Genomic DNA, 19,626 nt, shown 5'->3' with positions numbered 1-19,626 from the left:
ACTGTCAAAGGCTACGCGCCGCAGTTGATCTGTCGTGAGCTGTGACACACTTCGTTCACGTTCGAGGCAGGGCGTCATAGCCAAGAGGCCCGCAACTTCACTCGAACGGGCGAAGGAATTCGGTCCAAAAGAGACCGGGAGGAGGCGCAATGAGGCTCGTGGCACGTCCGCTTGAGCCCGGCGCCTTCGGTGGAGGGCACAACGCCTGCACCGGATTTGAGAGGCAACTTGGGATGGGAGGGGTGGGGCGACCCCTGCCGCCGCCCCACCACCCGTCCCCCTAGAGCCCCCGAGAGAGGTCCCTGCAACCGATCTCTCGGGTTCCCCTGCACCCGAAAGTGAGGGAGACGTCTGATGAACCGCACGAGTGCGGCCCGTGTAACCGGTGCCGTTGTTCTCGCCACCGGAGTCGTGACTGCTCTCAGCGTACCGGCGTTTGGCGCCCCTGCCGCACCGGTCGCCCCAACCGGTTCCGATACGGAGAGCTACTCGGCAGAGTTGCTCCAAGCGGTCCAGCGTGATTTGGGCCTGAACGCTGACCAGGCACGCGTCCGATTGGCTTCTGACCAGAGGTCGAGCGAAATCGCGGAGCAGTCGAAGTCGTCTCTGGGAGACGCGTTCGGCGGAGCCTGGATCGACCAGGCGAGCGGCAGACTGACGGTCGGGGTGACCAAGTCGGGACTCTCCGTGACCGGCGCGGACACCCAGGTCGTCAAGAACTCGCTCACCCAGCTCAACGGGACCAAGTCGGTTCTCGACCTCATGAGCGCCCCCGCGGCGATCACGACCTGGCGCGTCGACGAGAAGTCGAACAGCGTCGTCGTCGAGGTCAACAAGAACCTGCGCGACGCGGCCGCGGACAAGTGGATCGCGACCGCGAAGTCCGTCAGCGGTGCGGTTCAGGTCGCCGAGGTGACCGAGAGCCCGACCCCGCTGTACGACCTGCGCGGTGGTGAGGCCATCTACATGGGTGGCGGCCGCTGCTCGCTCGGCTTCTCCGTCAGCGGTGGCTACGTCACCGCCGGCCACTGCGGCACCACGGGCACTGCCGTGTCCGGCTCCAACCGCGTCGCACAGGGCACGTTCGCGGGCTCGGTGTTCCCCGGCAACGACTACGCCTGGGTGCGCACCAACGCGAACTGGACCCCGCGTCCGTGGGTGAACCGCAGCGGCTCCAACGTGATCGTCCGCGGCAACACGCAGGCGGCCGTCGGCTCCCAGATCTGCCGCTCCGGTTCCACGACCGGATGGCGCTGTGGCACCGTCCAGGCGTTCAACCAGACCGTGAACTACCCGCAGGGCCAGGTCCGGGGCCTCACCCGCACCAACGCCTGTGCCGAGGGTGGCGACTCGGGTGGTTCGTGGGTGGCGGGCTCCGGCTTCGGCCAGGCCCAGGGCGTGACGTCCGGCGGCTCCGGCAACTGCTCGTCGGGTGGCACCACGTACTTCCAGCCGTTGAACCCGATCCTGTCGCGCTACGGCCTGACCCTCACGCGCGGCTAGTCCTGAACGACGTCTGAAAGCGCTGCGGCACCTCGGTGTCGCAGCGCTTTCGCGTTTCTCAGACGAGCACGATCTTGCCGTGGGCGTGGCCGGTCTCGCTCAGCCTGTGGGCGTCGGCGCCCCGGTCGAGCGGGAAGACCTCGGCCAGCGGAACGGTGAACGCGCCCTGCTCGGCGAGTGCCGCCGCGATGGCGAGGCCGTGCAGTGCCTGGGGATCGGCATCGGGACCGCCCGCCGTGTGGGTCAGCCGGATCCCGTGGTCGCCGGACAGGTCGGCGATCGTCACCACGCGATCCGGTGAGCCCGCGATCGAGATGAGGTCGGGCACCGTGCCCGCGCAGTGCAGGACGGCGTCGACCGCGCCCACCCGGTCCGCCAGGCCGTCGCCGTAGACGACGGGCGTCGCGCCCAGTGAGGCGACGAAGTCCTGGGTCGCCGGCCCCGCGGTGCCGACCACCTTCACGCCCCGCGCGACCGCCAGCTGGATCGCCACCGTGCCGACGCCGCCCGCCGCGCCCGCGATCAGCAACGTCGTGCCGTCGCGCACCCCGAGCAGGTCCAGCGCCCTGGTGGCGGTCTCCACGTTGGCCGCCGCGCCGCCCGCCTGCTCCCAGCTCAGGGCCGCCGGCTTCGGCGCCCACGCGGCCAGCACCGCGAACTCGGCGTTGGCTCCGCCGAGCAGGGCCAGGTCGACCAGCCCGAACACCTCGTCGCCCTGCTCCACACCGGTCACCCCCTCGCCCACCTCGTCGACGACACCGGCCGCGTCCACGCCGGGCACGTGCGGCAACGGCAACCGCTCGCCGAACATCCCGGAGCGGAGGTACGTGTCCCCAGGAGTGACCCCGGAGGCGCGCACGGCGATGCGGATCTGGCCGGGACCCGCGTGCGGTTCGGAGACCTCGGCCACGTGCAGGAGGTCAGCGGGTCCGTACTGGGTGAACTGAAGTGCTCGCATGTCGGCGAAATTAGTGGAACAGGGCGTCCACTTAGCCGAAACTGAGACGGTGACGGTGGAACTGACTCAGAACCTGCGTTCGGACGCCCAGGACAACCGCGACCGGATCCTGGTCGTGGCGCGGGAGGCCTTCGCCTCGGAAGGCCTGGACGTGCCGATGCGCGAGATCGCCCGCAGGGCCGGGGTCGGTCCGGCGACCCTCTACCGCCGGTTCCCGACCAAGGAGGCGCTCCTGGTGGAGGCGTTCTCGGAGCGGATGGCGGCCTGCACGGCCGCGGTCGACGAGGGCCTGGCGAACCCGGATCCCTGGCAGGGCTTCTGCCGAACCGTGGAGCAGGTGTGCCTGCTGCACGTGCTCGACCGCGGGTTCTCGGCCGCGTTCACGAGCGCCTATCCCAGGGCGATCGACTTCGCCTCGGTGCGCGAGACGTCGTTCCGCTCGCTCGCCGAGCTCATCGGGCGGGCGAAGGCGACCGGGCGGCTGAGGGCCGACTTCTCGGTCGACGACGTGGTGCTGCTCCTGATGGCGAGCGGGGGCGTCCGTTCCGGGACGCCCGCGATCGCGCGGCGGCTGGCCACGCTGTTCCTCGAAGGAGCGGCTAGCTGAACTGCACGGACCGCTTCGAGAGTCCGTACCAGAAGCCGTCGACGCTGGTGCGGGCCTTCTCGTCGCTCGCAGCGCCGAGCGCCACGAACAGCGGCGCGAAGTGCTCAGTCCTCGGATGTGCGATCCCGGCGGCCGGCGCCTTCTGCTGGAAGTCGAGCAACGCGTCCACGTCGCCGTTCGCGAGCTGCTGGTGCGCCCAGTCGTCGAACTCCTTCGACCACGACGGCGGCTCGTAGTCCGGTCCGGCGGGGAAGTTCACGCAGCTCAGGTTGTGCGTCATGAACCCGCTGCCGACGATCAGGACGTTCTGGTCCCGCAGCGGCGCCAGCTTGCGGCCGATCTCGTGCAGCTCACGCGGGTCGAGCGTGGGCATCGACATCTGCAGCACCGGCACGTCGGCGTCCGGGAACATCTCCTTCAACGGCACGTAGGCGCCGTGGTCGAGCCCGCGCGCCTCGTCCTGCTCGACGTGGCCGCCGAGGAGCTTGCGGACGTCGGCGGCGAGTTCCGGTGCGCCCGGCGCCTCGTACTTGACGTCGTAGTACCGCTGCGGGAAGCCCCAGAAGTCGTAGACCAGCGGCACGGTCGTCGTCGCGCCGATGGTGGTCGGCGCCTCCTCCCAGTGCGCGGAGACCATGAGCACGGCCTCCGGGCGCGGGAGGGTGGCGGACCAGTCCTTGAGCTCTCTGGTCCACGTCTCGTCATCAGCCAGCGGGGGAGCCCCGTGGCTCAGGTACAGCACAGGTGCGCTCACGTCATCGAGAGTACGCCCGTTTGTTCAAATTTCAACTAGTAAGTTCAGTTTTGAACGACTCGGCGGCCTTGCGGGGGTCCTCGGCGTCGGTGATGGCCCGGACGACGACCACTCGGGTGGCTCCTGCCAGGAGCACTTCGCGGAGGTTGGTGAGGTCGATGCCGCCGATGGCGAACCAGGGGCGCTCGGACTTCGTGGCCCGGACGAGGTCGAGGCCCGGCGCCGGACGGCCCGGCTTGGTCGGGGTCGGCCAGCACGGGCCGGTGCAGAAGTAGTCCACGCCGGGTTCTTCCGCTGCCGCGGTCATCTGGTCGACGTCGTGGGTGGAACGGCCGATCACCACCTCGTCGCCGACGATCCGGCGGGCGAGCGGGACGGGCAGGTCGTCCTGGCCGAGGTGCAGGACGTCGGCCTGGACGGCGTGGGCGATGTCCGCGCGGTCGTTGACCGCGAGGAGCCTGCCGTGGCGTTCGGTGGCCTCGGCGAGGATCTCGATCGCCTCGATCTCCTGCTTCGCCTCCAGTGACTTGTCCCGCAACTGGATGATGTCGACACCGCCCGCGAGAGCCTCGTCCGCGAACTCGGCCAGATCAGGCCGGTCCGGCGTGCAGAGGTAGAGCGTCGCGTCGGCGAGTCGTTGCCTGATCAGGTTTCCGTCGAGTCCTGGCACGTACGCACGTTAACCGTTATGTTGAAGCCGGTCCGCACGGGAGCCTGGAGAACACCGGGCTGAGAGGGAGCGTGGTTCGCTCCGACCGTCGAACCTGATCCGGGTCATGCCGGCGCAGGGAGCGTGAATGCCTTGAGCAGTGTGGAAGTGGCCGTCCGGGGTGGCGGTGTCATCGGGCTGTCCGTGGCTCTGGCCGCGGCACGGGCCGGGTTCTCGGTCTCCGTGTTCGACGCCGGCTCGCCGCACGCGGGGTCGCGGGTCGCGGGCGGGATGCTCGCGCCGTTGACGGAGGCCTGGCCCGGCGAGGAAGCCGTGGTGGAGCAGGGTGTCGAGGCGCTCGCGCTGTGGCCCTCGTTCGCCGCCTCGATCGGTGTTCCGCTGTTCACGGCGGGGACGCTGGCGGTCGGCACGCAACCCGGTGACCTCGCCGATCTGCGCCACGCGGGGGAGTTGCTGACCTCGCGGGAGATCCGCGCTCTCGAACCTTCTCTCGGCCCGGCGGTCCGGGGCGGTGTGTACGCGTCGGGTGATCTCGCCGTCGACAACCGCGTGCTGCTTTCCGCGCTGTGGAAGGCTTGTCAGGACGCCGGTGTCGTGTCCTCAGTGGACGGCCGAGTCACGGTGATCGCCGCCGGAGCGTGGAGCGGTGCGTTGCATCCCGCGTTGAAGGGCGTGATCCGACCGGTCAAGGGCGAGATTCTGCGGCTGACGCACAGATCTGGCGCGTTGCCGCCGCCTCGCCACACCATCCGTGCGCTGGTGTCGGGTCGTCCGGTGTACCTGGTGCCGCGAGACGACGGCCTGGTCGTCGGCGCGACCCAGTACGAGGCGGGGTTCGACACCGACGTGTCCGTCGCGGGTGTGCGGGACCTGTTGCGGGACGCGGAAACCGTGCTGCCGGGCATTGCCGAGTACGCGCTGACCGAGACCGCCGTCGGGTTCCGCGCGGGCAGCCCGGACAACGTCCCGATCGTGCGGTGGCTGGAGCCGGGCGTCATCGCTGCGACCGGCCACCACCGCAACGGCCTGTTGCTGGCCCCGCACACCGCTCGGCTCGTCGTCGATCTGCTCCAGGGAGGAAGTTCGTGAAGGCACAGGTGAACGGGGCTTCCCGTGACTTGGCGGAGGGCACGTCGGTGGCCGCGGTCGTGACGCTGGTGGGAGCGCCTGAGAAGGGCGTGGCGGTGGCGCTCGACGGCGCCGTGGTGCCGAGGGCGTTGTGGGACAGGACGATCGTGCCGGACGGCGGCGTGGTCGAGGTGCTGACCGCGGTCCAGGGAGGCTGACGTGGACGATCCGCTGATCATCGCTGGCCGGGAGTTCCGGTCCAGGCTCATCACCGGCACCGGCGGTGCCGCCAACCTCTCCGTGCTGGAACGGGCCCTGGTCGCGTCCGGCACCGAGTTGACCACCGTGGCGATGCGCCGCGTCGACGCCGCCGGTCAGACCGGCGTGCTGGAGTTGTTGCGGCGACTGGGAATCGAGGTCCTGCCGAACACCGCGGGCTGCCGCACCTCCGCCGAGGCTGTGCTGACCGCGCAGCTGGCCCGCGAGGCGTTGGAGACCAACTGGGTCAAGTTGGAGGTCGTCCACGACGAGGAGACCCTGCTGCCGGACCCGGTCGAGCTGCTCGACGCGGCCGAACGACTGGTCAGGGACGGCTTCGTGGTCCTGCCGTACACCAGCGACGACCCGGTGCTCGCGCTGAAGCTCCAGGACATCGGCTGCGCGACGGTCATGCCGTTGGGCTCTCCCATCGGCACGGGCCTCGGCATCCGCAACCCGCACAACATCGAGCTGATCACTTCCCGCGCATCTGTTCCAGTCGTGCTCGACGCGGGCATCGGCACGGCGTCGGACGCGGCCCTCGCGATGGAACTCGGCTGCTCAGCGGTGCTGCTGGCGACAGCCGTCACACGGGCGCAGGACCCGGAACGGATGGGCGCCGCCATGCGTTGTGCGGTCGAGGGCGGACGGCTGGCGCGCCTGGCCGGACGAATTCCACAACGCTTTTGGGCCCAAGCGTCTTCGCCGGGACGCTGAGGTCGCTACCGTGGGTGCACACGTGTTGGGGGATGATTGAGAACTACCTGAAATCCCGCCGAGGAGGACGACAAGCCGTGACGGCCCCCATTGACGCCGAGGTCGAGGACGCGACCGCGCGCCTGTACCTGGCGATCGGCCGGCTGGCCCGGTTGCTGCGACGCACCGGTTCCCCCGGACTCGGCCCCGGCGCGGTCTCCGCGCTGGCCACCCTCGCCCGCTGCGGCCCCATGCGCCTCGGCGACCTGGCGAACAAGGAGGGCGTGGCGCCGCCGACGTTGTCCCGCATCGTCGCCGCGCTGGTGGAAGCCGGTTACGTGAAGCGCGAACCCGACCCGCAGGACGGCCGCGCCTGGCTCGCCACCCCCACGCCCGAGGGCGAGACGATGGTGTCCGGCGTGCGGTCCGCGCGGGTGCGCGAGCTGCAGCGGCGGATCGAACAGCTGACACCAGAGCACATCTCGGCACTGGTGGGCGCTCTGGACGCGTTGGAGACGCTGGTCGGCGAGGAGTCGAAGTAGCGCGTGAAGTCCAGGACCGCGGGCATGTGGTGGGGCAGCTCGATCGAGGCGCCCGACCCCAGGGCCCTCGCGAGGTTCTACGCGGAGCTCCTGGGGTGGCACCTCGGCCACGAGGAGGCGGACACCGCGATCGTCGCCGCGTCCCCGAACGGGCCGTTCTTCGTGTTCCAGCGCGCGGACGGCTATCGGGCACCGGTCTGGCCGCCGGTCGACGGGCAGCAGCGCCCGATGATGCACTTCGACTTCCAGGTCGGTGACCTGGAATCGGCGGTCGCCGAGGCGGTGGCGCTGGGGGCGACCGTGGCGGAGGCCCAGCCGCAACCGAACGTCCGGGTGCTGCTGGACCCCGCCGGGCATCCGTTCTGCCTGTGCCTGGAGCTCGCCGAGTAGCGCTGCTACTCGGCGAGCTTCCAGAACGGTGAAACCGGACCGACGCCGCCACCCAGCGGATAGGCCGCGGCCACCGACTTCACGATGAACTCCTTGCCGAACCGCACGGCTTCCGGCACCGAGGCACCCTTCGACAGCGCCGAGCTGATCGACGACGCCAAGGTGTCGCCGCTGCCGTGCGTGTGCTCGGTGTCGTAGCGAGGTCCGGGCAGTTCGATGAACTCGCTGCCGTTGTAGAGCAGGTCGAGGCACTCCGGGTCGTCCCACATGTGGCCGCCCTTCACGAGCACCCACTCCGGCCCCAAGGCGTGCAACGCCTCCGCTGCCACGCGCTGGTCCGCGCGGTCCTTCACCGCGACGCCGGTGATCAGCCGCACCTCGTCCAGGTTCGGCGTCACCAGCGTCGCGCGCGGGAACAGCAGGCCGCGCAACGCGTCCAGGGCGTTGTCGGCCAGCAGCTGGTCGCCGTGCATGGACGCCGAGACCGGGTCGACGACGAACGGCGTCTTGCCCGAGCCGATGCCGACGCGGTCCAGGGCCGGGGTGATGGCCTCGATGATCCGCGCCGACGCGAGCATTCCGGTCTTCGCGGCCTGCACGCCGATGTCCTCGGCGACCGAGATGATCTGCGCCGCGACGACGTCCGCCGGGATCTCCGAGACTCCCGTGACGCCCAGCGAGTTCTGGACCGTCACGGCCGTCAGTGCGACGCAGCCGTGCACTCCGCACGCGAAGAGCGTGCGGAGGTCGGCCTGGATACCCGCACCACCGCCGGAATCGCTTCCGGCGATGGTGAGGACCCTGGGTGGTGTCGAGGTCACGAAGTCTCCACGACCGGGAGGTAGACCTTGTTGCCCGTTTCGGCGAACTCGCCGGACTTCTCCGCCATGCCCGCCTCGATCGCATCCACTGTGGACAGTCCGCGTTCCTCGGCGTAGCGCCGAACGTCCTGCGTGATCTTCATGGAGCAGAACTTCGGCCCGCACATCGAGCAGAAGTGCGCCGTCTTCGCCGGTTCCGCGGGGAGCGTCTCGTCGTGGAACGAGCGCGCGGTGTCCGGGTCGAGCGACAGGTTGAACTGGTCCTCCCAGCGGAACTCGAAGCGCGCCTTGGACAGCGCGTCGTCCCAGTCCTGGACGCCGGGGTGGCCCTTGGCGAGGTCCGCCGAGTGCGCCGCGATCTTGTACGTGATCACGCCGGTCTTCACGTCGTCGCGGTTCGGCAGGCCGAGGTGCTCCTTCGGCGTGACGTAGCAGAGCATCGCGGTGCCCAGCCAGCCGATCTGCGCCGCGCCGATCGCGGACGTGATGTGGTCGTACGCCGGCGCGATGTCCGTGGCCAGCGGCCCGAGGGTGTAGAACGGCGCCTCGCCGCACCACTCCTCCTCCAGCCGGACGTTCTCGGCGATCTTGTGCATCGGCACGTGGCCGGGGCCCTCGATCATGACCTGGACGTCCTTGGCCCGCGCGATGTGCGTGAGTTCGCCCAGGGTCCTGAGCTCGGCGAACTGCGCTTCGTCGTTGGCGTCCGCGATGGAACCCGGCCGCAGCCCGTCACCCAGCGAGAACGTCACGTCGTAGGTGCGCAGGATGTCGCAGAGCTCCTCGAAGTGCGTGTAGAGGAAGCTCTCCTTGTGGTGCGCGAGGCACCACGCGGCCATGATCGCTCCACCGCGCGAGACGATGCCGGTGACGCGCTTGGCCGTCAGCGGCACGTACCGCAGCAGCACGCCCGCGTGGACCGTCATGTAGTCGACGCCCTGCTCGGCCTGCTCGATCACGGTGTCGCGGTAGACCTCCCACGACAGCGCCGCCGGATCGCCGTTGACCTTCTCCAGCGCCTGGTAGATCGGCACGGTGCCGATCGGGACGGGCGAGTTGCGCAGGATCCACTCGCGCGTCTCGTGAATCCGCTTGCCGGTGGACAGGTCCATGATCGTGTCGGCACCCCAGCGGGACGCCCACACCATCTTGTCGACCTCGTCCTCGATCGACGACGACACCGCGGAGTTGCCGATGTTGGCGTTGATCTTGACGAGGAACTTCTTGCCGATGATCATCGGCTCGGCCTCGGGGTGCTTGCGGTTCAACGGAATCACCGCACGTCCGATGGCCACCTCGCTGCGGACGAACTCCGCGTCGAGGTTCTCGCGCACCGCGATGTAGCGCATCTCCGGGGTGATGATCCCGGCCTTCGCGTACGCGAGCTGGCTGACAGCTCCGTTGATCGGTTCCCGTGCGGCGATCCACCCCGACCTCAGGTCAGGGAGTCCACTGTGGACGTCGATGGTCGCGTTGTCGTCGGTATACGGACCGGAAGTGTCGTAGAGATCGACATGTTCGCCGTTGGTCAGCTCGACCCTGCGGTAGGGCACCCGGATGTCAGAGGAGACTTCCCGATACACCTTGCGCGAGCCCGAGATCGGGCCGGTGGTCACACTGGGCTTGACCGAACGGTCGTCAAGTGCCGTCACGACATTCCTCCCTACGCCGGCATTACCCGGTCAGGTTCAGGCGGTCGGTGACACCGGCACTACTGCCAGTCACCCTCTCAGCCCGCTCAGGCGCGAGCTCCCGCGTTGTGTTGAGTTGTCGAGAACCGACCATAGTCAGAGCGCGCCGTAGCTGCCAAGGGCGTCGTTTGCCCCTAATCTCTTCCTCGTGGCTGATCACCAGCCGTTCCCGCCCGGTGCGCGACGCGGCCAGCGTCCCGCCGTGGTCTCGGCATGCCCTTCCTGCGGCGAACTCGCAGGTCGCGGCTACCCCGACTGCGGCTTCTGCGCGGAACTGCTCGACCAGTTCTGGCTCGCGGACTGGGAGGCGCTGCGCACGTCGTCCCAGCTGGCGGACCGGGAGCTGGCCGAACTGGTGACCTCCGCGGACGTCGGCCAGTACCCGTGGACGTGCGTGGACTGGGCGATGACGCTGCTCGCCTGTTCGAGGTGCGGTGCCGAACTGGGTACCGGTCCGGTCGAGTGCGTGCGGTGCGCGGTGACCGAAGAGCGCCGGTGGAGCTGGGACCACTCGGCCCATCCGTACACGATGAGCGCGAACGAGCATCTTCTGAGAGTCGCCCGCGCGGCTCTGCGCGCACCTCACCGGCGCCGGCCGGCCGTCGTGCAGGCCTGGCAGCTGGTGCTGCCGTTCCTGATCGCCGGTGAGGTGATCGAGTTCGGCCGCCTGGACCGGATCCGCGCGCACGTGCTGGCCGGCGGCTACGCGTCGATGGCCGCCTGCCACACCTTCGACGAGCTGGCCGGGCTGCCCGAGCTGTTCTGGCGCCGGGGCAGCCCGATCTCAACGCGGGTCGAGTACCAGCCGGATTCCGAGCGCCAGCAGCACGCCGCCCGACAGCTTCTCGAGCGCGGGACGGACGCGCGGCCGGCTCAACCAGCCGCGGATCGTGTGCAGGATCGACACGATGATCAGGTACCAGACGGTGTCGATCAGGACCCAGGCGATGGCGAGGAAGAGCAGAACCCCCTTGCCGGCCTCCCCGGCAGGCACGAACTGCGGTAGGAACGAGATCGCGAACACGCCGAGCTTCGGGTTGGCCAGGTTCACGACCAGGCCGCTGCGGAACGCGTGACTGGCCGGTGGCGGTTCGGCCGCGGGCAGGCTCTTGCTGATCAGGGCCTTGACGCCCAGGTAGATCAGGAAGACCGCGCCGACGATCCGGAGCGCGTGATAGGCGATCTCGGACGCCGTGAGCAGGACGCTCAGGCCCAGAGCCGCGGCGATCGCCCAGCAGGCCACGCCGACCTCCATGCCGAACACCGTCGCCAGCGCGGCTTTTCGCCCGTGCACCGACTGTCGCAGGACCATGGCCGTGCCAGGTCCGGGCGACAGTGCGATGAGGAACGAGGCCGCGACGAAGGCGACGATGTTTTCGATGGGCATGCGTCGATGGTCGCTGATGGCGGCAACTTGTTTCTTGACCTGGAGCGCGCTCCAGGATGTTCGGTGGAGCGATGAACTTGGAACTGGGGAAGTTGGGTTTCGGCACGTGGGCCATGGGCGGACCGTTCTCGGGTCCGGACGGATCGCCGGTCGGCTGGGGACCGGCGGACGACGGCGAGTCGGTCAAGGCGCTGCGGCGGGCGGTGGAGCTGGGCGTGACCCTGTTCGACACCGCGGACGTCTACGGCTGCGGGCACGCGGAGACCGTGGTGGGGCAAGCGCTTGCGGACGTGCGTGACCAGGTGCTCATCGCCACGAAGTGGGGCTGCGGGTTCGACGCCGGCTCTCGCCGGATGACCGGCAACGAGGGATCTGTCGAGTACCTGCGTCGTGCCGTCGAGGGGTCGTTGCGGCGGCTCGGGACCGATCGGATCGACCTGTACCAGCTGCACGTCGGCGACCTGGGGCTGGACGAGGCCGCGCTGCTGCGGGACGAGTGCGAGGCGCTCGTGGCGGCGGGCAAGATCCGGGCTTACGGGTGGAGCACGGACGACGTCGAGCGGGCGCGGTTCTTCTGCGAAGGGGAGCACGGGATCGCTGCTCAGGCCGACATCAACCTGCTGTTCGACAACCCCGGGATGTACGCGGGCGACTTCGCGGTGCTGTGCCGGCGCCCGCTCGCGATGGGGCTGCTGGCGCGGGAGACGTTCGCCGAGCTGCCCGCGGACGACGTGCGCGTCACGAACCCGTCCTGGCTGCGGTTCTTCGTGGACGGGAAGCCTTCGCCGGAGTACTTCCAGGCACGCGAGGCCGTTCGGGACGTGCTGACTTCAGGCGGGCGGACGCTGGTGCAGGGTGCGCTGGCCTGGTTCTGGGCGCGTTCTCCCCGCCTGGTCCCGATCCCGGGCGTGCGGACGGTGGCTCAGGTCGAGGAGAACGCGGGTGCGCTGGAGTTCGGTGCTCTGACGGCGGACGAGCTGGCGCAGGTGGAGTCGGTGCTCCGGCCCTAGTCCTAGTCCTCGTCGTCCTCGTCGAAGTTCGCGGGGTCTGCCGGGTCCCACGAGAGACCCGGCTGGTTCCACTCGTTGTCGCGCAGCATCCGCTTGGCTTCCTTCTTGTACCGGCCGATGAGGCGGTCGGTGTAGAGGTAGCCGTTGAGGTGGTCGGTCTCGTGCTGCAGGCAGCGGGCGAAGAAGCCGGTGCCCTCGACCTCGAACGGCTGTCCGTCGAGACCCTGGCCGGTCACCTTCGCCCATTGGGCGCGTCCGGTCGGGTACGCCTCGCCGGGCACGCTCAGGCAGCCCTCGAAGTCGTCGTCCGGGTCCGGCATGGTCTCCGGGATCTCGGAGGTCTCCAGAGTCGGGTTCACGACCACGCCGCGGTGCTGGACACCCTCGTCATCCGGGCAGTCGTAGACGAAGAGCCGCAGGTCGAAGCCGATCTGGTTGGCCGCGAGCCCGACACCACGAGCGGCTGCCATCGTCTCGAACATGTCGTCGACGAGCGTCTTCAGCTCGGTGTCGAACTCGGTGACCTCGCGCGTCGGGTTGTGGAGCACGGGGTCGCCGGCGATGCGGATGCGATGGACGGCCATGGCTGAACTTTATGCGGTCCAAAACTGTCGGTGTCGCGCGGTAGGTTGGAACGATCACGTGATTGAATTGCCCGCACCTGAGATGGTGTGGCGACCGTGGGGAGCCAGATGGATCACGCCGAGACGCTCACCTCCGCTGACGGGCTGACCAGCCGCGAACGCACGATGCTCGCGTTCGAGCGTCAGTGGTGGAAGTACTCGGGATCCAAGGAACAGGCCATCAGGGAACTGTTCGACATGTCAGCTACCCGCTACTACCAGTTGCTCAACGCGCTCGTTGAATCCGAAGCCGCACTGGCTGCCGATCCGATGCTGGTCAAGCGGTTGCGCGGCGTGCGAACAGGCCGCCAGAGGGTTCGCGCACGCGCCAGGAGCACCGAGGACTGATGACCTCCCCCGAGTCCGCAAGCCCGTCCCGTCCGGCCAAGGCCGCCGGCTTCGCCCTGCTCGGTGTCGCCGCCGTCGCGTTGGTGATCGGCGTCGTCTCGCTCTTCGGCGGAGGCTCCGACGACACACCGCCGGTCGCCGAGGGAACGTCCTCCACCGCGCCGCCCGCGCAGACCAGCACAGCCGCGTCCGAGCCGCCTGCCTCCACGCCTTCCTCCGCTCCGCCCGCGACCACGACCGCCACACCGACGGTGCCGTCGTCCGCCGTGGTGCCGCCTCCGCCGGTGACGCAGCCGGGGGCTGCCAAGGCCCCGGTCCGGGTCTACAACAACTCGACGATCACCGGCTTGGCGACCAAGGCCTCCGACGAGGTCCGTGCCAACGGCTGGACGGTCGCGGAGACCGGCAACTACTCGTCCGGCACGATCCCGACGACCACTGTGTACTTCCGCCCCGGCACCGAGGAGGAGGCCTCCGCCAAGGAGCTCGCCGCGGCGCTGAGGGCGCGGGTCGAACCTCGTTTCGACGGCATCCAGTCGGCGGCGGCCGGGATCATCCTGATCGTCACCAACGACTTCCAGGGCTCGGCGAAGAACAAGTAGTGGCTGTGGTGGGGTGGCCGCGCCACCCCACCTCGCTCAGCGGTTCGCCGCGTAGGCGGCCAGGGTCGCCAGCTGCGCCGGGTCCAGCGACGGCCTCACCACGTCCCGCGCCTTCGCCAGGTGCGTCTGCGTCACCTCGGCCGCGTCCAGGGACTCCCGCATCGCCGTCAAAGCCGCCTCGCGGATCAGGGCCGCGCAGTCGGCCGCCGAGTACATGTCCAGATCCTCGGCCAGCTTGGCCAGGTCCACGTCGCCGGAAAGCGGCGTGTTCCGCGACGAAGCCTTGAGGATCTCCGTGCGCGCCTCGGCGTCGGGCGGCGGAACGTAGATGATCCGCTCCAGTCTGCCCGGCCGCAGCAACGCCGGGTCGATCAGCTCGGGCCGGTTGGTCGCGGCGATCACCACCACATCGCGCAGCGGCTCCACCCCGTCCAGTTCGGTCAGGAGGGCGGCCACCACCCGGTCGGCCACGCCTGAATCCGAGGACTGGCCCCGGCGCGGGGCCAGGGCGTCCACCTCGTCCAGGAAGACGAGGGACGGGGCGGCGTCCGCTGCCCGGCGGAAGAGTTCGCGGACCGCTCGTTCCGACTCGCCCACGAACTTGTCCATCAGCTCGGCGCCCTTGACGGTCAGGACGTTCAGCTGGCCCGTGCCCGCGAGTGCGCGGACCAGGAAGGTCTTGCCGCATCCCGGCGGGCCGTAGAGAAGCAGACCGCGGGGCGGGTCCACGCCCAGGCGGGCGAACGAGTCCGGGTAGCGCAGGGGCCAGAGGGCCGCCTCGGTGAGGGCCTGCTTGACCTCCTTCATGTCGCCCACGTCGTCCAGCGTCAGGCCGCCGGTCTGCACCGTGTCGGAGGCGGACATGGAGATCGGGCGGACCGTGTTCAGCGCACCGATCAGATCCTCTTGTCCCACACGGGGTTCCGCAGCCTCGCGTTGGCGGAGCGCGGCTCGGACCGCTGCCTCCCGGCGCAGGGCGCAGAGGTCCGCGGCCACGAAACCCGGTGTGCGGGCGGCCACTTCGCCGAAGTCCACATCGGACTGCACCGGCACGTCGCGCAGCAGCACGCGGAGGAGTTCGGTCCTGCCTGCCGTGTCGGGCAGGGGCAGGGTCAGCTCGCGGTCCACCAGGTCGGGGGCGCGCAGGCGGGCGTCCACCGACTCGGCCCTGGCCGAGGTGACCACCAGCGCGAGGTTCGGGCGGGAGATGGCCGTGCGCAGGATGTCCAGGACGACGGTCGCCACCGGCGGGGGCGCGGTGGGCAGCAGAGCGTCGATGTCGGTCAGGAGCAGGACCGTGGGCTGTTCGGGGACGCCCGCGATCGCGTCGCCCAGTTGCTTGGCCATCGCGCCCGGCTCCAGGACGGCGATGCTCGGCGCGGCCAGTTCCACCACCGAGGCCTCGACCGACCTCGCCACGGCGCGGACCAGCGTCGCCTTGCCCACGCCTTCCGGGCCGCTGACCATCGCGGCGAGACGGGCGGAGGCGCCCAGCATGGTGAGCAGGTCGGGCTGGCGGAACATCAGCTCCAGCCACTCGGTCAGGCGGCGGGCCTGTTCGCGCTGGCCCACCAGGTCCGCGAGAGGCAACGCCTCGTGCTTCTCCTGCACCACCACGGGCGTCACCTCGGCGGCCGGGGCCGAGGCCGAACGCCACCCCACGACGCTCGACGGCTGCACGGCCACCGGCCCCGCGGGGTCGGTCGAGGTGATCGTGATGAGCTCGTTGGTCCACGTCATGCCGATGGCGTTGGACAGCTTGCGGCGCGTCTCGGAGACGTTGGCGCCAGGCGGCGGAGCGAGGTCCTGGGGGAGCAGCGAGACGTTGTCGCCGACGGTGAGGACCTTGCCCGTCAACGCCATGCGCACGTGGTCAGGCGTCAGAGCCGTGGTGGCGAGCCGGGAGCCCGCGACGGTGATCGAACGCGCGGCGGTCACCTGGACGGGCGCCACGACGATCTCGGAGCCCTCGACCACACCGAGGTTGGTGAGGGTGACGTCGTCGACCAGGACCACACCCGGAGGCTGTTCACCGGCCGCGGCGAGGGCGGCGCTCACGCGGGCGCCGGTCAGCCTCACGGCGTCCCAGGCACGCAGGCCCAAAGCGTCGAGCACCTCGGGGTGGAGGCGGACTACGCCGCGCCGGGTGTCCAGAGCGGACGGGGACAGGCGAGCCGTCAGCGTGATCACGACACCGACTCTAGTTCCTCGGCGACCGTCCGCAGCGCGCTCTCGAAGTGGACGAATCACCCTTCGGGAGCAAACGCGCGGACCAAGTGTGATTAGGCCAACTGGAGTCTTCCGGTTAAGGCCCGTGTAAAGGCACGGTGTAGTCGCCGAGCCTGGGGTTCGGCCGTCGCGGTGCCCGCGATGCACGAGGTCCTGGGGGGCTCAAACACAATGCGCCATAGACAGGCGCGCGTATTCGGCATGCGCGCGTTCACTCTTGTTCTGGCTGTTTCGGCTGGTCTGATCACTCCTGACGCGCTCGCGGCGCCCGCTCCGGCGGAGCTGCCGGACGAGGTGTCCGCGCTGGCGGCGGCCAAGAAGTACGACAAACCTGTCAAGGTGTCGGGCCTGACGACCGAGGCTTCGGAGACCGTGGCGACCCCGGACGGCCAGATGGAGCTGGTCCAGTCCCTGAAGCCGGAGCGGGCGAAGCGCGGGAACAAGTGGGTTCCCGTCAGCACCAGGCTGCGCAAGGACTCGGACGGGCTGATCCGTCCGGAGGCGGCTACCGTTGACCTCCAGTTCTCGGGCAAGGGCAAGGGCAAGCCGCTCGCGTCCGTGGCCAAGGACGGGGTCGAGGTCGGTCTGACCTGGCTGGAGTCGTTGCCCGAGCCCAGGGTGGACGGCGCCAAGACGACGTACTCCGAGGTGTGGCCGGGCATCGACCTGACCGTCGAGGCGACCGCGACCGGTTTCAGTCAGCTGCTCGTGGTGAAGAACGCGGATGCGGCGAAGTCCGACAAGCTGCGCAAGGTCACCTACGGCTCGCACGTCAAGGGCGGCAAGCTCAGCCATGCCGACGGCGTGCTGACGGTGAAGGACACCCAGGGGCAGGTCCGGTTCACCGGTGACGCGTCGCAGATGTGGGACGCGACGGGCCGGCCGGCGAAGATGGGTGTCGAGCTCACCGACACGACCCTCTCGGTGGTGCCTGACCAGGCGTTCCTGTCGTCGCCGGAGACGAAGTTCCCGGTGTCGATCGACCCGAGCTACAACTGGGCCGGGTTCAAGAACCACCACCTGGTCCTTCAGGAGTACTTCCCGGACGCCCGCAACTACGACCGCACCGACGGTGAGCTGGGCGACCTCAAGTCGGGCTGGCACAGCAGCACCGGCGCCTCGATCTCCTACCTCGAGATGAACACGGGCCCGCTGATCGGCAAGAAGATCCACTCCGCGAAGTTCGCGACGAAGGTGATCCACTCCGCGAACTGCGCCGCGGCCGAGCCCACGGCCCTGTGGCACATGGGCGGCTTCGGCCCGAACACCACCTGGGCAACCGGCGGACCCGCGTGGTTCAGCAAGTGGGGAACGATCAACACCAAGAACAACGGCAGCTTCTGCCCTTCCGACGGGCAGGCGGAGTTCGAGATCACCGGCCTGGTCCAGTACCACTCCGACGGCAGGCACCCGGCGATGACCCTGGGCCTCATCAGCGACTCGCTGAACACGAACGACAAGGCGTGGCGCCGGTTCGACCTCAACCCGGTGCTCAGGGTCATCTACAACTCCTACCCGGACAAGGCCGCAGATCTGAGCGCGGAGCGCGGCCTGTACGCGTGCGGCAGCGGTGACAGGACGGCGTACATCCCGACGCGGACGCCACGCCTGCGCGGCCGGGTGTCCGACCCGGACGGCGGCGTGCTCTTCTCGCACTTCGCGTTGCACAAGGGACCGTTGGGCAACAGCTTCTCGATCGCCGACTACCACTACGGCGACACGCCGTCGGGTTCGTACGTCGAGGCGCAGGTGCAGCCGGGGACGATCACCGAGGACGGCGTCTACAACTGGTCGGTGAACACCAGCGACGGCGAGTTGACGTCCGGCTGGGAAGGCAACTGCGTCCTCGTCGTCGACACGGTGAAGCCCGTTGTACCGCTGGTGAAGTCGGTGGAGTACCCGGAGGCGGCGCCGGGTGGTGGTGTCGGTGTGACGGGCACGTTCGAGCTGGACTCGGTGAAGTCGTCGAGTGGTGACGTGGCGAAGTTCATCTACTCGTTCACCTCGGACGGTGGTGACGGCCTGGGCAAGGAGCAGGCTGCTGATGCGAACGGCAAGGCAACGATCCGCTGGACGCCACCGAGCGGTACGACCGAGACGTTGTACGTGAAGACGGTGGACCGGGCGGGCAACCTGTCCGACCTGCGGACCTACAACTTCATCGTGCTGCCCGGCGGGCCTCCCGCGGCGCACTGGGCGTTGAACGGTGCCCTCACGGACTCCAGCGGCACCAACGCGTTGGTGCCGAACGGCACCCCGAACATCGCCGCGGCAGGCCACGCGGGCAAGGCCGTCGCCCTGCCCACGACCCAGGACTTCCTCAGCGGTGGCGCGGCCGTCGACACGTCGAAGAACTTCACGCTGTCGGTGTGGGCGAAGCTCGACAACGCCAACGTGAGCCAGGCCATTCTGTCCACTTCGGACTCTGCGACGCTCAGTGCGAGCCTGTATTACGAGAACGTCAACAAGCGTTGGACGTTCGGCATGACGCAGGGCGCGAACCGGTTCGACCTCAAGGTCGTCCATGGGCAGAACGAGGCTTCAGCGGGTGTCTGGACACACCTCGCCGGCACCTACAGCGCTACGACGAAGACGTTCGAGCTGTACGTCGACGGCAAGAAGCAGGGTGAGTTCGTCGGGCTGGAGAGCTGGCAGGCGTCGCAGATGCTGGTCGGCCGTCACCTGTGGAACGGTCAGGGCATCGCGGGACTCACCGGTTCGGTGGACGAACTGAAGGTCTACCAGCGCGCGTTGAACGACAGCCAGATCAGAGACCTGGCCAAGCAGGCGGGTCTTCGCGCTCAGTACAAGATCTCCGAGGGCACGGGTACGTCGACGAAGGACGAGTTCACCGGTCGGAGCGCCACGCTGAGCGGGAAGACTGCTTGGGAGTCGGACGGCACCGACACGTCGTTGCTGTTCAACGGCCCTGACGCGGACGGCAGTCCACAGGACCTGTCCGCGTACGCGTCGGCTCCGGCCCCCGGCATCCGCACCGACCGCTCGTTCACGGTCTCGACGTGGGCGCGGCTGGACCTGGACGCGCACGAGGACAAGCCACGCACGATCGTGAGCCTGGTCAACGGCGGAACCTCGCAGCTCGACGTCCGTTATGGCGGTACGTCGAAGAAGTGGGAGTTCGTGATGGGCGGGACCACAGTGGCCACGGCTTATCGCGCCGAGATGTACGAGTGGGTCTACCTGACGGCGGTGCACGACACGACGACGTCGGAGATGCGCTTCTACCTCAACGGCATCTACATCACGCGTGCTCCGTTCACGGGTGGGTCGGCCTCGACGGAGTCCACTGTGGAGTTCGGCAGGTTGTCGCCGGCCACGGTGGCCGGTGGTTTCTGGAAGGGCGGCATCGACGACACCCGCGTCTACGCGGGCGTGTTGACGGATGAAGCGATCCTTTCGCAGGCCATCCGCAGCTGAGCAAAGGCCTCGGGGCCAGGGCTCTCGCCCT

General features: G+C 69.1%; 20 protein-coding genes and 2 riboswitches. Of the genes, 11 read left to right on the top strand and 9 right to left on the bottom strand.

Annotated elements, in window-relative coordinates; all coding sequences use genetic code 11:
- Positions 1-555 precede the first annotated feature (555 nt).
- Positions 556-1,503: a S1 family peptidase gene (locus SK854_RS16010; RefSeq protein WP_319975887.1), complete on the top strand. Its 948-nt coding sequence runs from the start codon at positions 556-558 to the stop codon at positions 1,501-1,503.
- A gap of 58 nt (positions 1,504-1,561) precedes the next feature.
- On the opposite strand, the gene SK854_RS16005 is transcribed toward SK854_RS16010, so the two are convergent.
- The gene (locus SK854_RS16005; protein ID WP_319975886.1) at positions 1,562-2,461 is read right to left on the bottom strand and encodes an NADP-dependent oxidoreductase; all 900 of its coding nucleotides are present in this window, start codon (positions 2,459-2,461) and stop codon (positions 1,562-1,564) included.
- Between the two features lie 49 nt (positions 2,462-2,510).
- On the opposite strand from SK854_RS16005, the gene SK854_RS16000 reads away from it, so the two are divergent.
- The gene (locus tag SK854_RS16000; protein WP_319975885.1) at positions 2,511-3,068 is read left to right on the top strand and encodes a TetR/AcrR family transcriptional regulator; all 558 of its coding nucleotides are present in this window, start codon (positions 2,511-2,513) and stop codon (positions 3,066-3,068) included.
- Here SK854_RS16000 and SK854_RS15995 read toward each other — a convergent pair.
- Together SK854_RS15995 and thiE are read right to left on the bottom strand one after the other, a co-directional pair.
- A complete protein-coding gene (locus SK854_RS15995) occupies positions 3,061-3,822 on the bottom strand; it encodes a dioxygenase family protein (RefSeq protein ID WP_319975884.1) in 762 nt (253 codons plus the stop codon). The genes SK854_RS16000 and SK854_RS15995 overlap by 8 nt on opposite strands.
- 31 nt (positions 3,823-3,853) lie before the next feature.
- Positions 3,854-4,492, bottom strand: a complete 639-nt coding sequence (gene thiE, locus SK854_RS15990; protein WP_319975883.1) for a thiamine phosphate synthase — start codon at positions 4,490-4,492, stop codon at positions 3,854-3,856.
- A gap of 26 nt (positions 4,493-4,518) precedes the next feature.
- A riboswitch (TPP riboswitch) is annotated at positions 4,519-4,630 on the top strand.
- Between thiE and SK854_RS15985 the strand changes: the two genes are divergently transcribed.
- The 5 genes from SK854_RS15985 to SK854_RS15965 all read left to right on the top strand — a co-directional run bounded on the left by SK854_RS15985 (position 4,625) and on the right by SK854_RS15965 (position 7,446).
- A complete protein-coding gene (locus SK854_RS15985; protein WP_406601779.1) occupies positions 4,625-5,581 on the top strand; it encodes an FAD-dependent oxidoreductase in 957 nt (318 codons plus the stop codon). Its footprint overlaps the riboswitch before it by 6 nt.
- A complete protein-coding gene (thiS, locus tag SK854_RS15980; RefSeq protein ID WP_319975882.1) occupies positions 5,578-5,778 on the top strand; it encodes a sulfur carrier protein ThiS in 201 nt (66 codons plus the stop codon). The genes SK854_RS15985 and thiS overlap by 4 nt, the downstream gene beginning before the upstream one ends.
- Position 5,779: 1 nt before the next feature.
- Positions 5,780-6,535 carry a thiazole synthase gene (thiG, locus tag SK854_RS15975; RefSeq protein ID WP_319975881.1) on the top strand — a complete coding sequence of 252 codons (756 nt, stop codon included), beginning with the start codon at positions 5,780-5,782 and terminating at the stop codon, positions 6,533-6,535.
- A gap of 77 nt (positions 6,536-6,612) precedes the next feature.
- Entirely contained in the window at positions 6,613-7,056 is a 444-nt protein-coding gene (locus SK854_RS15970; RefSeq protein ID WP_245821941.1) for a MarR family winged helix-turn-helix transcriptional regulator, read from the top strand.
- A 3-nt stretch (positions 7,057-7,059) separates the two neighbouring features.
- Positions 7,060-7,446, top strand: coding sequence for a VOC family protein (locus SK854_RS15965; protein WP_319975880.1), 387 nt, complete (start codon positions 7,060-7,062; stop codon positions 7,444-7,446).
- 5 nt (positions 7,447-7,451) lie between these two features.
- Here the strand turns inward: SK854_RS15965 and thiD are convergent, their stop codons facing one another.
- From thiD to SK854_RS15945, 4 genes are all read right to left on the bottom strand, one after another.
- Positions 7,452-8,267 (bottom strand): bifunctional hydroxymethylpyrimidine kinase/phosphomethylpyrimidine kinase, encoded by an 816-nt coding sequence (gene thiD, locus SK854_RS15960; RefSeq protein ID WP_319975879.1) that lies wholly within the window; start codon positions 8,265-8,267, stop codon positions 7,452-7,454.
- Positions 8,264-9,919: a phosphomethylpyrimidine synthase ThiC gene (gene thiC / locus SK854_RS15955; protein ID WP_319975878.1), complete on the bottom strand. Its 1,656-nt coding sequence runs from the start codon at positions 9,917-9,919 to the stop codon at positions 8,264-8,266. Before thiC ends, thiD begins: the two co-directional genes overlap by 4 nt.
- Positions 9,909-10,033, bottom strand: a riboswitch (TPP riboswitch). Its footprint overlaps the gene before it by 11 nt.
- A 171-nt stretch (positions 10,034-10,204) precedes the next feature.
- Positions 10,205-10,486, bottom strand: coding sequence for a hypothetical protein (locus SK854_RS15950; protein WP_319975877.1), 282 nt, complete (start codon positions 10,484-10,486; stop codon positions 10,205-10,207).
- A gap of 256 nt (positions 10,487-10,742) precedes the next feature.
- On the bottom strand, positions 10,743-11,345 hold the full coding sequence (locus SK854_RS15945; protein WP_319975876.1) for a LysE family translocator: 603 nt from the start codon (positions 11,343-11,345) through the stop codon (positions 10,743-10,745).
- Between the two features lie 71 nt (positions 11,346-11,416).
- On the opposite strand from SK854_RS15945, the gene SK854_RS15940 reads away from it, so the two are divergent.
- Positions 11,417-12,355 (top strand): aldo/keto reductase, encoded by a 939-nt coding sequence (locus tag SK854_RS15940; protein WP_319975875.1) that lies wholly within the window; start codon positions 11,417-11,419, stop codon positions 12,353-12,355.
- Between the two features lie 2 nt (positions 12,356-12,357).
- Here the strand turns inward: SK854_RS15940 and SK854_RS15935 are convergent, their stop codons facing one another.
- Entirely contained in the window at positions 12,358-12,939 is a 582-nt protein-coding gene (locus SK854_RS15935; RefSeq protein WP_319975874.1) for a peptide deformylase, read from the bottom strand.
- Between the two features lie 108 nt (positions 12,940-13,047).
- Between SK854_RS15935 and SK854_RS15930 the strand changes: the two genes are divergently transcribed.
- Together SK854_RS15930 and SK854_RS15925 are read left to right on the top strand one after the other, a co-directional pair.
- The gene (locus SK854_RS15930; protein ID WP_089910320.1) at positions 13,048-13,326 is read left to right on the top strand and encodes a DUF3263 domain-containing protein; all 279 of its coding nucleotides are present in this window, start codon (positions 13,048-13,050) and stop codon (positions 13,324-13,326) included.
- The gene (locus SK854_RS15925) at positions 13,326-13,928 is read left to right on the top strand and encodes a LytR C-terminal domain-containing protein (protein ID WP_319975873.1); all 603 of its coding nucleotides are present in this window, start codon (positions 13,326-13,328) and stop codon (positions 13,926-13,928) included. Before SK854_RS15930 ends, SK854_RS15925 begins: the two co-directional genes overlap by 1 nt.
- Positions 13,929-13,964: 36 nt before the next feature.
- Here the strand turns inward: SK854_RS15925 and SK854_RS15920 are convergent, their stop codons facing one another.
- Positions 13,965-16,118: an AAA family ATPase gene (locus tag SK854_RS15920; protein WP_319975872.1), complete on the bottom strand. Its 2,154-nt coding sequence runs from the start codon at positions 16,116-16,118 to the stop codon at positions 13,965-13,967.
- 240 nt (positions 16,119-16,358) lie between these two features.
- Between SK854_RS15920 and SK854_RS15915 the strand changes: the two genes are divergently transcribed.
- Complete coding sequence (locus tag SK854_RS15915; RefSeq protein WP_319975871.1) at positions 16,359-19,595, top strand: LamG domain-containing protein; 3,237 nt, start codon at positions 16,359-16,361, stop codon at positions 19,593-19,595.
- The last annotated feature ends 31 nt before the right edge of the window (positions 19,596-19,626 follow it).

Origin of the sequence: Lentzea sokolovensis (assembly GCF_033949975.1) — a bacterium.
Taxonomy (GTDB): domain Bacteria; phylum Actinomycetota; class Actinomycetes; order Mycobacteriales; family Pseudonocardiaceae; genus Lentzea; species Lentzea sokolovensis.
This window is presented reverse-complemented; position numbering and strand designations above follow the sequence as displayed.